Annotated in this window: 17 protein-coding genes; 16 read left to right on the top strand and 1 reads right to left on the bottom strand. The window is 60.5% G+C overall.

The window, feature by feature from the left end; genetic code table 11:
* Window positions 1-2: 2 nt before the first annotated feature.
* From fliH to ACMYUN_RS06885, 16 genes are all read left to right on the top strand, one after another.
* Window positions 3-809: a flagellar assembly protein FliH gene (gene fliH, locus ACMYUN_RS06960; protein ID WP_136492203.1), complete on the top strand. Its 807-nt coding sequence runs from the start codon at window positions 3-5 to the stop codon at window positions 807-809.
* Window positions 799-2157 (top strand): flagellar protein export ATPase FliI, encoded by a 1359-nt coding sequence (gene fliI, locus ACMYUN_RS06955; RefSeq protein ID WP_039761176.1) that lies wholly within the window; start codon window positions 799-801, stop codon window positions 2155-2157. The genes fliH and fliI overlap by 11 nt, the downstream gene beginning before the upstream one ends.
* Window positions 2158-2163: 6 nt before the next feature.
* Window positions 2164-2613 (top strand): flagellar export protein FliJ, encoded by a 450-nt coding sequence (gene fliJ, locus ACMYUN_RS06950; RefSeq protein ID WP_039761178.1) that lies wholly within the window; start codon window positions 2164-2166, stop codon window positions 2611-2613.
* A gap of 191 nt (window positions 2614-2804) precedes the next feature.
* Window positions 2805-3110 (top strand): STAS domain-containing protein, encoded by a 306-nt coding sequence (locus tag ACMYUN_RS06945; protein ID WP_129999028.1) that lies wholly within the window; start codon window positions 2805-2807, stop codon window positions 3108-3110.
* A 5-nt stretch (window positions 3111-3115) separates the two neighbouring features.
* Window positions 3116-4819: an ATP-binding SpoIIE family protein phosphatase gene (locus ACMYUN_RS06940; RefSeq protein WP_415763321.1), complete on the top strand. Its 1704-nt coding sequence runs from the start codon at window positions 3116-3118 to the stop codon at window positions 4817-4819.
* A 30-nt stretch (window positions 4820-4849) separates the two neighbouring features.
* A complete protein-coding gene (locus ACMYUN_RS06935; RefSeq protein WP_415763320.1) occupies window positions 4850-5197 on the top strand; it encodes an Hpt domain-containing protein in 348 nt (115 codons plus the stop codon).
* Between the two features lie 104 nt (window positions 5198-5301).
* Window positions 5302-6669 (top strand): flagellar hook-length control protein FliK, encoded by a 1368-nt coding sequence (locus ACMYUN_RS06930; protein ID WP_415763319.1) that lies wholly within the window; start codon window positions 5302-5304, stop codon window positions 6667-6669.
* Window positions 6670-6882: 213 nt separating this feature from the next.
* Window positions 6883-7386: a flagellar basal body-associated protein FliL gene (fliL, locus tag ACMYUN_RS06925; protein WP_016771071.1), complete on the top strand. Its 504-nt coding sequence runs from the start codon at window positions 6883-6885 to the stop codon at window positions 7384-7386.
* 9 nt (window positions 7387-7395) lie between these two features.
* Window positions 7396-8364 carry a flagellar motor switch protein FliM gene (gene fliM, locus ACMYUN_RS06920; RefSeq protein ID WP_003222890.1) on the top strand — a complete coding sequence of 323 codons (969 nt, stop codon included), beginning with the start codon at window positions 7396-7398 and terminating at the stop codon, window positions 8362-8364.
* 55 nt (window positions 8365-8419) lie between these two features.
* Window positions 8420-8878 carry a flagellar motor switch protein FliN gene (gene fliN / locus ACMYUN_RS06915; RefSeq protein WP_016771070.1) on the top strand — a complete coding sequence of 153 codons (459 nt, stop codon included), beginning with the start codon at window positions 8420-8422 and terminating at the stop codon, window positions 8876-8878.
* Complete coding sequence (fliO, locus tag ACMYUN_RS06910; RefSeq protein WP_016771069.1) at window positions 8879-9331, top strand: flagellar biosynthetic protein FliO; 453 nt, start codon at window positions 8879-8881, stop codon at window positions 9329-9331.
* On the top strand, window positions 9331-10089 hold the full coding sequence (gene fliP / locus ACMYUN_RS06905) for a flagellar type III secretion system pore protein FliP (protein WP_415763318.1): 759 nt from the start codon (window positions 9331-9333) through the stop codon (window positions 10087-10089). The genes fliO and fliP overlap by 1 nt, the downstream gene beginning before the upstream one ends.
* Window positions 10086-10355, top strand: a complete 270-nt coding sequence (fliQ, locus tag ACMYUN_RS06900) for a flagellar biosynthesis protein FliQ (RefSeq protein ID WP_016771067.1) — start codon at window positions 10086-10088, stop codon at window positions 10353-10355. The genes fliP and fliQ overlap by 4 nt, the downstream gene beginning before the upstream one ends.
* Before the next feature lie 3 nt (window positions 10356-10358).
* The gene (gene fliR / locus ACMYUN_RS06895; protein WP_039761194.1) at window positions 10359-11144 is read left to right on the top strand and encodes a flagellar biosynthetic protein FliR; all 786 of its coding nucleotides are present in this window, start codon (window positions 10359-10361) and stop codon (window positions 11142-11144) included.
* Window positions 11145-11147: 3 nt separating this feature from the next.
* Complete coding sequence (gene flhB, locus ACMYUN_RS06890; protein WP_129999032.1) at window positions 11148-12287, top strand: flagellar biosynthesis protein FlhB; 1140 nt, start codon at window positions 11148-11150, stop codon at window positions 12285-12287.
* A 114-nt stretch (window positions 12288-12401) separates the two neighbouring features.
* A complete protein-coding gene (locus tag ACMYUN_RS06885) occupies window positions 12402-13067 on the top strand; it encodes a hypothetical protein (RefSeq protein WP_415763317.1) in 666 nt (221 codons plus the stop codon).
* A 138-nt stretch (window positions 13068-13205) separates the two neighbouring features.
* Here the strand turns inward: ACMYUN_RS06885 and ACMYUN_RS06880 are convergent, their stop codons facing one another.
* Window positions 13206-13565, bottom strand: a complete 360-nt coding sequence (locus ACMYUN_RS06880) for a DUF6124 family protein (protein WP_415763316.1) — start codon at window positions 13563-13565, stop codon at window positions 13206-13208.
* Window positions 13566-14213 lie beyond the last annotated feature (648 nt).

Raw genomic sequence — 14213 nt, 5'->3', positions numbered from 1 at the left:
CCATGGATAAGCCTGACGAGTCTGTGACGGATCTGATCCGCGCCCGCGATGTTCGTGGTTTCGAATCCTGGGCGCTGCCCAGCTTCGACCCGCCGAAACCGGAACCCGAGCCTGAGCCGGAGCCCGAACCGCCGGAAATGGAAGAAGTGCCGCTGGAAGAAGTCCAGCCACTGACCCTGGAAGAACTCGAAAGCATCCGTCAGGAGGCTTACAACGAGGGCTTCGCCATCGGCGAAAAAGAAGGTTTTCACAGCACCACGCTGAAGGTGCGTCAGGAAGCCGAAACGGCGCTGGCGGCGAAAATCGCCAGCCTCGAGCTGTTGATGGCCAACCTGTTCGAACCGATCGCCGAGCAAGATACGCAGATTGAAAAGTCGCTGGTCGACCTCGTGCAACACATCACCAAGCAGGTGATCAAGCGCGAACTGGCCATCGACTCGACACAGATCGAACACGTCATGCGCGATGCCCTCAAGCTGTTGCCGCTGGGCGTGGAAAACGTGCGCCTGTACGTCAATCCGCAGGATTTCGCCCAGGTCAAAGCCCTGCGCGAACGCCACGAAGAAACCTGGCGCATCGTTGAAGACGAGTCGCTGTTGCCGGGCGGCTGCCGGGTTGAAACCGAGCACAGCCGCATCGACGCCAGCGTCGAATCGCGGGTGACCCAGGTCATGGCCAAGCTGTTCGATCAGTTGCACGAGCAGGCCTTGCATCCGGCAACGCCGGACTTGAGTCTGGATATTCCCGAAGACACCCCAGTGGCTGTCGACTCTGACGAGCCGCGCGCGGACGCCAGCGATGCGCCTTGAACGCACAAGCTTCGCCAAGCGCCTGAGCACCTACGCCGAGGCCACCGAGATTGCCGGCGCGCCGATCCTTGAAGGTCGGCTGCTGCGCATGGTCGGTCTGACCCTCGAAGCCGAAGGCTTGCGCGCCGCCATGGGCACCCGTTGCATGGTGATCAATGACGACAGCTACCACCCGTCCCAGGTGGAAGCGGAAGTCATGGGTTTTTCCGGCAGCAAAGTCTTTCTGATGCCGGTCGGCAGCGTCGCTGGGATTGCCCCGGGCGCCCGCGTGGTGCCCCTGGCCGATACCGGTCGTTTGCCGATGGGCATGAGCATGCTCGGCCGTGTCCTCGACGGCGCCGGTCGCGCGCTGGACGGCAAAGGCGGCATGAAGGCCGAAGACTGGGTACCCATGGATGGCCCGACAATCAACCCGCTTAACCGTGACCCGATCAGCGTACCGCTGGACGTCGGCATCCGTTGCATCAACGGTTTGCTGACGGTCGGCCGTGGCCAGCGTCTGGGTCTGTTCGCCGGTACCGGTGTCGGTAAATCGGTGCTGTTGGGCATGATGACCCGCTTCACCGAGGCCGACATCATCGTCGTCGGCCTGATCGGTGAGCGTGGTCGCGAAGTTAAAGAATTCATCGAACACATTCTCGGTGAAGAAGGCCTCAAACGTTCGGTAGTGGTCGCCTCGCCAGCGGACGACGCACCGCTGATGCGTATGCGCGCGGCAATGTATTGCACGCGCATCGCCGAGTATTTCCGCGACAAGGGCAAGAACGTTCTGCTGCTGATGGACTCGCTGACCCGTTTCGCCCAGGCCCAGCGGGAAATCGCTCTGGCCATCGGCGAACCGCCAGCAACCAAGGGCTATCCGCCCTCGGTGTTCGCCAAACTGCCGAAACTGGTGGAGCGCGCCGGTAACGCGGAGAAGGGCGGGGGTTCGATCACGGCGTTCTACACCGTGCTGTCCGAAGGCGATGACCAGCAGGACCCGATTGCCGACTCGGCGCGGGGCGTGCTCGACGGCCACATCGTGCTGTCGCGGCGCCTGGCCGAGGAAGGCCACTATCCGGCGATCGACATCGAAGCCTCGATCAGCCGGGTCATGCCGGCCGTGGTTTCGCCCGATCACATGCAGCGCGCGCAGTACTTCAAGCAGCTGTGGTCACGTTATCAGCAGAGCCGCGATCTGATCAGCGTCGGCGCCTACGTGGCCGGCGGCGATCGCGAGACCGATCTGGCGATTTCCCTGCAACCGCAACTGGTCAGGTATCAGCGCCAGGGCCTCAACGACAAAATCACCATGGGTGAAAGCCAGGCCTATCTGGAAACCCTGTTCGCCCCAGCGGCGGGCGGGTAACCGGCCATGGCCGTCAGCCGCGCCGCTCGCCTGGCACCGGTGGTGGACATGGCCGAAAAGGCCGAGAAAGCCGCCGTGCAGCGCCTCGCCTACTTTCAGGGCCAGGTCAAAGTTGCCGAAAGCAAACTGGCCGACCTCAATGCCTTTCGTCTGGATTACTCACAGCAATGGATCGTGCGCGGCAGCACCGGCGTGACCGGCCAATGGCTGCTGGGGTTTCAGGGCTTTCTGGCGCAACTCGACACCGCCGTTGATCAACAACGGCAGAGCCTGGTCTGGCACCAGAACAATCTCGACAAGGCCCGTGACGAGTGGCAACAGGCCTTTGCCAGGGTCGAGGGTTTGCGCAAACTGGTGCAGCGTTATCGTGATGAAGCGCAGCGCCTGGAAGACAAGCGCGAGCAGAAGCTGCTCGATGAACTGTCGCAGCGGTTGCCACGGCGTGATGCCTTCTAAACCTCACCGCCAAACCCCTGTGGGAGCGAGCCTGCTCGCGAAAGCGCCGTGTCAGTCAACCCTGTAGTCAACTGCCAGAATGCCTTCGCGAGCAGGCTCGCTCCCACACTTGTTCCACCGTTGCGCCTTGCCCCAACCCTATCCAGCTGCTAAACCTTGTACAGGTTCGTCAATGACAAGGAAGCCAGTCAATGTCAGTTGTTACAGAAGTTTCACCGGATGGTCACAAGCTCACGATCGCGGTCAAAGGCCGGTTCGATTTCGGTCGCCATCAGGAATTTCGCGAGTCGTATGAGCGGCTCGACAAGAAACCCGAATCCATCGTGGTCGATCTCAAAGAGGCCACTTACCTCGACAGCTCGGCGCTGGGCATGCTGCTCCTGCTACGTGATCACGCCGGCGGCGACGAGTCGGATATCCGTGTCGTCAACAGCAGTTCCGATGTGAAGAAAATCCTCGCGATTTCCAACTTCGACAAACTCTTCGACATCAGTTGACGCCCATGCAGGCGCAAGAGCCGCTGACCATTCTCATCGCCGAAGACAGCGCCGCCGACCGGTTGCTGTTGTCGACCATCGTCCGCCGTCAGGGCCATCAGGTGCTGACGGCGGCCAATGGTGCCGACGCGGTCGAAACGTTCAAAGAGCAGCAGCCCGATCTGGTGTTGATGGACGCGCTGATGCCGGTGATGGACGGCTTCGAAGCGGCGCGGCAGATCAAGGCGCTGGCGGGTGAAGCGCTGGTGCCGATCATCTTCCTCACCTCGCTGACCGAGAGTGAGGCGCTGGCCCGTTGTCTCGAGGCCGGCGGCGACGACTTTCTGGCGAAGCCATACAACCAGGTGATCCTTGCCGCCAAAATCAAGGCGATGGATCGCTTGCGTCGTCTGCAGGCGACCGTTCTGCAACAGCGCGATCTCATCGCCAGGCATCACGACTATCTGCTCAACGAACAGCGCGTAGCCAAAGCGGTGTTCGACAAGGTCGCCCATTCCGGCTGCCTGAGTGCGCCGAATATCCGCTACCTGCAATCGCCTTACGCCCTGTTCAATGGTGATTTGTTGCTTGCGACGTACACGCCGGCCGGTGACATGCACGTCATGCTCGGCGATTTCACCGGCCATGGCCTGCCGGCAGCGGTGGGGGCGATGCCGCTGGCTGAAGTGTTCTACGGCATGACCGCCAAGGGCTACGGTCTGACCGAAACCCTGCGCGAGATGAACGCCAAGCTCAAGCGCATCCTGCCGGTTGACATGTTCTGCTGCGCCACGTTGCTCTGTCTGAGTTTCCAGAGCCGTTCGGTGGAGGTGTGGAACGGCGGCATGCCGGATGGTTACCTGCACCGCATGGCCAGCGGCGAGCGTGTGCCTTTGCCGGCGCGGCACTTGCCCCTGGGGATTCTCAGCGCGCAGGCCTTCGATGACCGTACGGATGTGTATCCGATGGCCGTGGATGACCGGGTGTTTCTGCTGTCGGACGGGGTGATCGATACCTGCGACGCCAATGACCAGTTGTTCGGCGTCGAACGCTTGCAGCAGGTCTTTGCTGCCAACCGTGAACCGGATCGGCTGTTCGAGGACATCGAACAGGCGCTGCGCGATTTTCGCGGACAGGCCCGTGATGACGTAAGCATGGTTGAGGTCAGCCTGCTCGAGTCAATGCAGGTCCACGGCGCGGCGCCGGTGTATTCCGACAGCGGCCAGTCGTGCCCGCTGGACTGGTCGGCGAGTTTCGAGTTTCGCGGCGCCACGCTCAGGCGCTTCAATCCGTTGCCGTTTCTTTTGCAACTGCTGCTCGAAGTACATGGCCTGCGTCCGCAGAGCGGGGCGTTGTACAGCGTGCTCGCCGAGTTGTATTCCAATGCGCTGGAGCATGGCGTGCTGGGGCTCGACTCCGGTCTCAAGCGCGATGCGACAGGTTTCGCCCGCTACTATGAAATGCGCGCGGCGCGGCTGGAAGCGCTGCAAGACGGTTTCGTGCGGGTGCATCTGCAGGTCCAGCCGCAGGGCGAGGGCGGGCAGCTGGTCATTCGCGTCGAGGACAGCGGCAAAGGTTTTGATGTGGCGCGGATCATGGAGCGGCCGCTGGATAACGTCCGCTTGTCGGGACGCGGCATCAGCCTCATCCGGCAACTGGGGCGCAACGCCAGTTGGTCGGACCAAGGTCGTAGTGCCAGCGTGGAGTTTTTCTGGGAGATTGAGGCATAATCCGCCCATTCTTGATCAGGGAGTGAGCAAGTGACAAACCCACATGTAAATCGCGAAGTCCTCGATACTTTGCGCGAAGTGATGGAGGACGGCTATACGGAATTGCTGGAGACTTTTCTGGCAGATTCGCAAAGCCGCCTGCACGAGTTGCAGGACAGCACCAGCGTCAAAGTGCTTTCCGATGTAGCGCATAGCTTCAAGGGCAGCGCCAGCAACATGGGCGCGGTTCGACTGGCCGAGTTGTGCCAGGACCTGGAGTCGAACGCCAAGGACAAAAGTCCGGAAGCGCTCGCTCAACTGGTGGCCGATATCCATTCCGAATTCGCCGAAGTACGCCCGTTGTACGAAAGCGAAAAGCACCACGCCCACATCCACTGAAGCTGCCGTCCGGCGCTTTTCGCAGTGTCTGGCCAAACTGGCCCGGCACTTGCAGTTATCTTGCTCAACTGTACCTACGATCCCAGTGCAGCGGAGACCGTGTCATGCCTGCGACCCCCAACATTCTTCTTCAGACCGCCGCTCAGGCCAAGGCGCAAGCCGCCTCTGCCAAATCGTCGGCAATGGCCGCAGACGCCGGGGACAAGGCTTCCAGCTTCGCCAAAGTGTTTGCCGATCAAGCGCCGGCCAAGCCTGCCGTCAGCGCTGACAATTCAGTCAAACCGGCACGCGATAAGGTCGCTGATGGCAGCGCCAAAAAGGATATCGGCAAAGACCAGTCTGCCGCGCCCGAGCCAGCGGTTGCCGATAGCGGCAAAGCGTTGCCTGCCGATAAAGCGGCGGCGAGCGACGACGCGACTGCCACCGTCGATGACACCGCTGAAACCGCACAGACTCCTGTGGCCGATGCCGCGCCTGTAGACCCTGCGCTTGATCCGGCCTTGGCGCAAGTCGTCCAGCCATTGGTGGCAACGCCTGTGGTGCAGGCCCCGGTAGTCGCAACGCCAGCTCAGCCGGAAGCTGAAAGGCCTGCCTTGGTCGCCTTGCCGGGCATGGTCAAAGATCCGGCGGCCACCGACAGCGATTTCGATCCTTCAGCTGATCCGCTCGATTCGCTGCCGGCCGTGCGCATGGCGATGGAGCAGGGCGGGCATATTTCTGCCGCCAGCCAGGCGCAACCGAAAGCCACGCCTGCTCAAGCTCAGGCTGACGGCGAATTGACCGCCGCGCAGAACTTCGCTGCCGGTATGGCCAGCATGCTTGACGTGCAGGCCGACAAGGACAGCACCAGTCAGGGCGGCGAAAAAGCCTTCAGCGGGTTGATCGATGATGGTCTGAAGGATTTGAAATCCGCCACCAGCGACACCCGTGTCGATGACTTCGCCAACCGTCTGGCGGCACTGACCCAGGCCGCTACGCCGAAAACCGCGAACGCGCTGCCGGTGAATCAGCCGATCGCCATGCACCAGAGCGGCTGGACCGAAGAAGTGGTCAACCGCGTCATGTACCTGTCCAGCGTCAACCTGAAGGCCGCCGACATTCAGTTGCAGCCCGCGGAGCTGGGGCGTCTGGATATCCGCGTGAACATGGTTCCCGATCAGCAGACCCAGGTCACCTTCATGAGCGCGCACCCGAGCGTGCGCGAAGCGCTCGACAGCCAGATGCATCGCCTGCGCGACATGTTCAACCAGCAGGGCATGGGCCAGGTCGACGTCAATGTCGCCGACCAGAACCGTGGCTGGCAGGGCCAGCAAGGGCAGGAGCAGGCGCAGCAGGGCCAGAGTGGCCGGACCAGCGCTGCGAGTGGTCGCCTTGATTCGGTGGATGAAGAATTGGCACCGGTTACTGCCGCTGAAGTGGCGGCGCAGACCACCAGCGTCATCGGCACCAGCGCGGTCGATTATTACGCCTGACGCAACGCACTACCCAATGTGGGAGCGAGCCTGCTCGCGAATACGGTGTGACATTCAACCTATATGTTGACTGACACATTGCTTTCGCGAGCAGGCTCGCTCCCACGTTTGTTCATGGCGCCGTTCAGATGACGCGCCGACACTTCTGGCATAACACTTGCTCTTGCCTTGCCGTGCGACTGTGAAACCCCCGATTAGTGACGGATTATTGGCATGGCGAAGAGCGAAGCTGCAGCAGTAAAAGACCCCGCAACCAAAGGCAAACTCAAGCTGATCATCGTGATCGTGCTGGCGTTGCTGGTGGCCATTGGTGCATCCGTCGGGGCGACCTGGTTCTTCATGCACGGCGCGCAGAGCAAGCCTGCCGAGGCCGCTGAAGCAGCGCCGGTCGGCAAGCAGGCGGCGATTTTCGAGCCGATGGCGCCGGCCTTCGTTGCCAACTACAACCAGAACGGCCGTCAGCGCTACATGCAGGTGAGCATCACCATGCTGGCGCGTAATCAGGCCGATCTGGACGCGCTCAAAGTGCACATGCCGGTTATCCGCAACAACCTGGTGATGCTCTTCTCCGGTCAGGATTTCGCCACACTGGCGACACCGGTCGGACAAGAGATGTTGCGCCAGAAGGCCACCGCCAGCGTCCAGGAAGTGGCGCAGAAAGAACTGGGCAAAGTGGTCATCGAACAGTTGCTTTTCACTAATTTCGTACTGCAGTAGGAACACGACATGGCCGTGCAGGATCTGCTGTCCCAGGATGAAATCGATGCGCTGCTGCATGGCGTCGATGATGGTCTGGTACAGACCGATAATGCTGCCGAACCCGGCAGTGTCAAAAGCTACGACCTGACCAGCCAGGATCGCATCGTCCGTGGACGCATGCCGACGCTGGAAATGATCAACGAGCGCTTTGCCCGCTACACCCGCATCAGCATGTTCAACATGCTGCGCCGCTCGGCGGACGTGGCCGTCGGTGGCGTGCAGGTGATGAAGTTCGGCGAATACGTGCACTCGCTGTACGTGCCGACCAGCCTCAACCTGGTCAAGATCAAACCGCTGCGCGGCACCGCGCTGTTCATCCTCGACGCCAAACTGGTGTTCAAGCTGGTGGACAACTTTTTCGGTGGCGACGGCCGTCACGCCAAGATCGAAGGGCGGGAATTCACCCCGACCGAACTGCGCGTAGTGCGCATGGTGCTCGAGCAGGCTTTCGTCGATCTGAAAGAAGCCTGGCAGGCGATCATGGAAGTCAATTTCGAGTACATCAACTCGGAAGTGAACCCGGCCATGGCCAACATCGTCGGCCCGAGCGAAGCGATTGTGGTCTCCACCTTCCACATCGAACTCGATGGCGGTGGCGGCGATCTGCACGTGACCATGCCGTACTCGATGATCGAGCCGGTGCGCGAGATGCTCGACGCCGGTTTCCAGTCCGACCTCGACGATCAGGACGAGCGCTGGGTCAACGCCCTGCGCCAGGACGTGCTCGATGTCGACGTGCCGATCGGTGCCACCGTGGCCCGCCGCCAGTTGAAGCTGCGCGACATCCTGCACATGCAACCGGGGGATGTGATCCCGGTCGAGATGCCGGAAGACATGATCATGCGCGCCAACGGCGTGCCGGCCTTCAAGGTCAAGATGGGCTCGCACAAAGGCAACCTCGCGTTGCAGGTGATCGAGCCGATCGAGCGTCGCTGAGGCGGCGCTTTTCACCCCCGTATTTAACCGAATTGTTGCCCGCCGAGGACACATGATGAACGACGATATGAACGCGCAGGACGACCAGGCACTGGCCGATGAATGGGCTGCGGCCCTGGAAGAAACCGGTGATGCCGGCCAGGCTGACATCGATGCACTGCTGGCTGCCGACGCCGGCACTTCCAGCTCCAACCGTCTGCCGATGGAAGAGTTCGGCAGTGTGCCGAAGAACAATGATCCGGTGACCCTCGACGGCCCGAACCTGGACGTGATCCTCGACATTCCAGTGTCGATCTCGATGGAAGTCGGCAGCACCGACATCAACATCCGCAACCTGCTGCAACTCAACCAGGGTTCGGTGATCGAGCTCGATCGTCTGGCCGGTGAGCCGCTCGACGTGCTGGTCAACGGCACCTTGATCGCCCACGGCGAAGTAGTGGTGGTCAACGAGAAGTTCGGCATCCGCCTGACTGACGTGATCAGCCCAAGCGAACGCATCAAGAAGCTGCGCTGAGTGAAAAGGTTTCTCTGGGTGTTGCTGGCGTGGCCGCTGAGCGTGCTGGCTGCCGAGCCGGGCGCAACCACTGCCGCGCCTGCCGCCACCGCGCCGATGGTCAACAGCGGCGTGGCCGGTCAGTTGACGCAACTGGTGTTCGGTTTGCTACTGGTGCTGGGCTTGATCTTCTTCCTCGCCTGGCTGTTGCGCCGCGTGCAACAGGCGGGGCCGGCGGGCAAGGGCCAGGTGATCGAGCTGATCGGTTCCCGCGCGCTCGGTCCGCGTGATCGCTTGATGCTGGTGCAGGTCGGCAACGAGCAGATTCTGCTCGGCCTCAGCCCCGGCACCATCACCGCGCTGCACGTGCTCAAAGAGCCGGTCGAAGTCCCCACCGCCAGTGAAAAAGCGACGCCGGAATTTGCTCAGCATCTGCTGAAGATTCTTGGCAAGGACCAAAAGGATACGAAGTAATGGGTGCGCTCCGCATCGTCTTGACGCTGCTCCTGTTGCTGGCCGCGCCGCTGGCGTTCGCCGCCGATCCGTTGTCGATCCCGGCGATCACGCTGGGCACCAATGCCGACGGCGCGCAGGAATACTCGGTCAGTCTGCAGATCCTGCTGATCATGACCGCGCTGAGCTTTATTCCCGCGGCGGTCATCCTGATGACCAGCTTCACGCGAATCATCATCGTCTTCTCGATCCTGCGTCAGGCCCTCGGCCTGCAACAGACGCCGTCGAACCAGATCCTCACCGGCATGGCGCTGTTCCTGACGCTGTTCATCATGGCGCCGGTATTCGATCGGGTGAACAAGGACGCGCTGCAACCGTATCTGGCGGAAACCCTTACCGCCCAGCAAGCGGTGGAAAAGGCCCAGGTGCCGATCAAGGACTTCATGCTCGCGCAGACGCGCAGCAGTGATCTGGAGCTGTTCATGCGCCTGTCCAAGCGCACCGACATCGCCACCCCGGATCAGGCGCCGCTGACCATTCTGGTACCGGCGTTCGTCACCTCCGAACTCAAAACCGCCTTCCAGATCGGCTTCATGATCTTCATCCCGTTCCTGATCATCGACCTCGTTGTGGCGAGCGTGCTGATGGCCATGGGTATGATGATGCTCTCGCCGCTGATCATTTCGCTGCCGTTCAAGATCATGCTGTTCGTGCTGGTCGATGGCTGGGCGCTGATTATCGGCACCCTGGCCAGCAGTTTTGGAGGTGTGTCGCCATGACGCCGGAAGTCGCGGTCGATATCTTTCGTGAAGCCCTGTGGCTGACCACCATGATGGTCGCCATCCTGGTGGTGCCGAGCCTCTTGGTCGGCCTGCTGGTGTCGATGTTCCAGGCCGCCACGCAGATCAACGAACAGACCCTGAGCTTTCTGCCGCGTCTTTTGGTGATGCTGGTGACCCTGATCATCGGCGGTCCGTGGATCGTGCAGACGTTCATGGAATACATCATCCAGCTGTACAAAAACATTCCGATGGTCATCGGCTAAGCCATGCAATCGCTGCTTCAGCTGACCGACACCCAGATCAGCACTTGGGTGGCGTCGTTCATGTTGCCGCTGTTTCGCGTGGCGTCGATGCTGATGGTCATGCCGGTGTTCGGCACCACCCTGATCCCGCGTCGCGTGCGCCTGTATTTCGCCGTGGCGATCACCGTGGTCATCACCCCGGCGCTGCCGCCGATGCCGGCCGTCAGCCCGCTGGATCTCAGCGGCCTGCTGCTGATCGGCGAGCAGATTCTGGTCGGCGCCGTGCTCGGCTTTTCCCTGCAACTGTTCTTCCAGGCCTTCGCCGTCGCCGGGCAGATTGTCGCGGTGCAGATGGGCATGGGCTTCGCCTCGATGATCGACCCTACCAACGGCGTTTCGGTGGCGGTGATCGGGCAGTTTTTCACCATGCTGGTGACGCTGCTGTTCCTGTCGATGAACGGCCACTTGGTGGTATTCGAAGTCCTGACTGAAAGCTTCACCACGCTGCCGGTCGGCGGTGGTTTGATGGTCGAGCATTACTGGGAACTGGCCGGCAAACTCGGCTGGGTGCTGGGCGCCGCGTTGTTGCTGGTATTGCCCGCCGTCACCGCATTGCTGGTGGTCAACATTGCGTTCGGCGTGATGACCCGCGCCGCGCCGCAACTGAACATCTTCTCGATCGGTTTTCCGCTGACCCTGGTGCTCGGCCTGTTCATCGTCTGGGTTGGCCTTGCGGACATTCTCAACCAGTATCAACCGCTGGCCAGCGAGGCCTTGCAGTTGCTACGCGAACTGGCACGGGCGCGCTGAGTCATGGCAGAGAGCGAAAGCGGTCAGGACAAAACAGAAGACCCCACGGAGAAACGCAAAAAGGACTCCCGTGAGAAGGGCGAGATTGCCCGCTCCAAGGAACTCAACACCCTCGCCGTGATGATGGCCGGCGCCTCTGCGCTGCTGATCTTCGGCGGCATGCTCGCGCAAGAACTGATGGACGTGATGCGCTTGAACTTCACCCTGTCCCGCGAAGTGGTGATGGACCAGGGCGCCATGGGCCGGTTTTTGCTGGAGTCGGGCCTGATCGCGCTGCTGGCGATTCAGCCGGTGATGATCACCCTGTTGCTCGCCGCCATCATCGGGCCGATCTCTCTCGGTGGCTGGCTGTTTGCCGCAAGCTCCCTGGCGCCCAAGTTCAGCCGTATGAACCCGGCCGCCGGCCTCAAGCGCATGTTCTCCTTCAAGGCTGTAGTCGAGCTGCTAAAGGCACTGGCCAAGTTTCTGATTACGTTGGGCGTGGCGTTGCTGGTGTTGTCCGCCGACGTCGATGACCTCTTGCGCATCGCCCACGAACCACTGGACATGGCGATCATCCACAGTGTTTTGCTGGTGGGCTGGAGCACGCTGTGGCTGGCCTGCGGCCTGATCATCATCGCCGCCGTCGACGTGCCGGTGCAGCTCTGGGAAGCGCACAAGAAACTCCTGATGACCAAGCAGGAAGTGCGCGACGAGCACAAGGACCAGGAGGGTCGCCCCGAGGTCAAGCAGCGTATTCGCCAGACCCAGCGCGAAATGTCCCAGCGCCGCATGATGGCGGCGATTCCCGAAGCCGACGTGGTCATTACCAACCCGACCCACTACGCCGTCGCGCTCAAATACGACTCGGAGAAGGGCGGCGCACCGGTACTGCTGGCCAAGGGCAGCGACTTCATCGCCCTGAAAATCCGCGAGATTGCCGTGGCCAACAACGTGATGCTGCTCGAGTCGCCTGCGTTGGCGCGCTCGATTTATTACTCAACTGAGCTTGAGCAGGAAATTCCTGGCGGGCTGTATCTGGCAGTGGCGCAGGTGCTGGCCTACGTCTACCAGATCCGCCAGCACCAGGCAGGCAAGGGCAAGCGGCCGGATCCGTTGAAGGATGATTTGCCGATTCCGCCGGATTTGCGTCGGGATTCCTGATGGTTACCGCTCGTCCGGAAAGTCTCTCAACCTGTCAACTCTGACAGTAGACGCCGCTATCCAACCGCGTTGCTATGCACTTGGGAATAATCCCTGAGCGCAGAGATAGAGATCATGGCAGAGCGAATCTATAAAAAACTCGAAGGAATGACACTGGACTACGTTTCAGGACAGTTGGAGCAAAACCCCAAAGAACGATCCATACGGTACACGGTGAGCTTTGACCTCGATCTTGACTTTACTCACTTCGTGCAGATGGCCAACGTTTATATCCCCGATTATCTGAACAACCCGGTCAATGCCATCAGGCCTGAACTGGACGGATTGGCTTACCACTACTCCTACAACTATCTGTTCGATAGCGCGGGCAATGTCGGACACAAAATGGCCTTGTTCGCGCTGTTCACATCGCCACGTTATTACATGGGTCAATGGGCCTCGAATGCTGATCTGGAGGTGCGCTATAGCAAGCCTGCGTTTCAGATCGTCGGGCAAAAGTTGCGTATCACTGCAAGCCGGGACTTCCGATTGCTGCACAACAGCCGCCTGATCACGATCGATGATTTGCCTTTAATGCAATTTCATTGGGCGCTGAACCTGTTGCAGGCTGACTTGGCCATTCCGAAAATCACAGCGCCAACGACCAAAGTCGTGCTCATGTACATGCACGAGGATTTCGTCGAGGTTGAAGGCCAATCGGTATTTCGAGGCGTGAAGTATGTCGATCGCAATCAGCTGGCTTTCGGCGAAATCACGGCCAAGCAGATACTGACTGCGTAGTAGCTTGGCCACTGATGATCTTTCCCACGCGCAACAACGGAATGCAGCCGGTAAGCTCCGCTTCGCTTCCAAAGCCGAACGTTGAGTGTCCGTTGAGGCATTCCCACGCCGGAGCGTGGGAACGATCATTGCGCCGTGCTACTGCGGCAATTCCAGATTATCCAGCACCCGATTCACCGCCAATTCCCCGAGCATGATCAACTGCGCGATGCCCATCAGCGTCCGGCGCTGGGATGGTTTCACCAGTCCGGCGAATTCCTGGGCGATGGTTTTAGCCGAGGCGAGGGTTTCGCAGGCGTTGGCCAGCAGGTCTTCGTTTTTGGTGTCGGCGGTGACGGCGTACATGGCGCGGGAGCTGAAGGGTGGCGGGGTGGAGCCGGGTGGGCAGAGGTAGTGGTCGAGGGCGCGATCGGCGGCGTCGTGGAGTTTGGTGGAGTCGAGGGATTCGTAGGGGGAGGTGGGATCGGTTTCGGGTGGGTTGGGCGTTGGTTTGATCATGGTGGAGCTCCTGAGTTTATGGAGCCACTCTTTTTCCTGTCGCTAAACAGGTGAAGGTGGCAGCTGTACGCAGGTTAGCGAACCGGTCTCAGGCACCCCGGTAGACCCGAAGGTCTCCCGCATACAGCCGCCATAACGTTATTGCAGGCGAAGATCTCCGCAACGTAGCTACGAACGCTGATGCACTGAGAGAGTCCGGGTCGCTAAACCCGATCGCTGATTCGTCAGCGACCGGACCACAATAGAACCCGGCCCCAAAGCGCACAAGCCGGCGGATTCTGGCTTGGCTGTAGGCAATGGCGCAAGGATTTGTAGCCTTGAGACCGTGTCTGCAAGTGTCTTTTAAACAGCTTCGTTTAAATCAAAAAGTTGTGCCGAATCTGATGGTCTCTTCGCGAGCAGGCTCGCTCCCACAGTTGGAAGGCATTTCAATCTGACATTTGGAATGCATTCGCTTGTAGGAGTGAGCCTGCTCGCGATAGCGGTCTGTCTGGTTTGAATGCATTGAGCGGAAAATCCTCATCGCGAGCAGGCTCACTCCTACACCGGCCGTGTTTTTCAATCCTTTGTAAAAGTTGGAAGGCTTCTTGCAATAGCCGCCGTGCGCCCGCTCCGGGCGTCAAAAGTTTGCTTTAAAGGAACGGGGAA

Source organism: Pseudomonas sp. CP4, assembly GCF_047758505.1.
Taxonomy (GTDB): domain Bacteria; phylum Pseudomonadota; class Gammaproteobacteria; order Pseudomonadales; family Pseudomonadaceae; genus Aquipseudomonas; species Aquipseudomonas fluorescens_AO.
The sequence above is the reverse complement of the archived record's forward strand: the minus strand, read 5'-3'. Positions and strand labels throughout refer to the sequence as shown.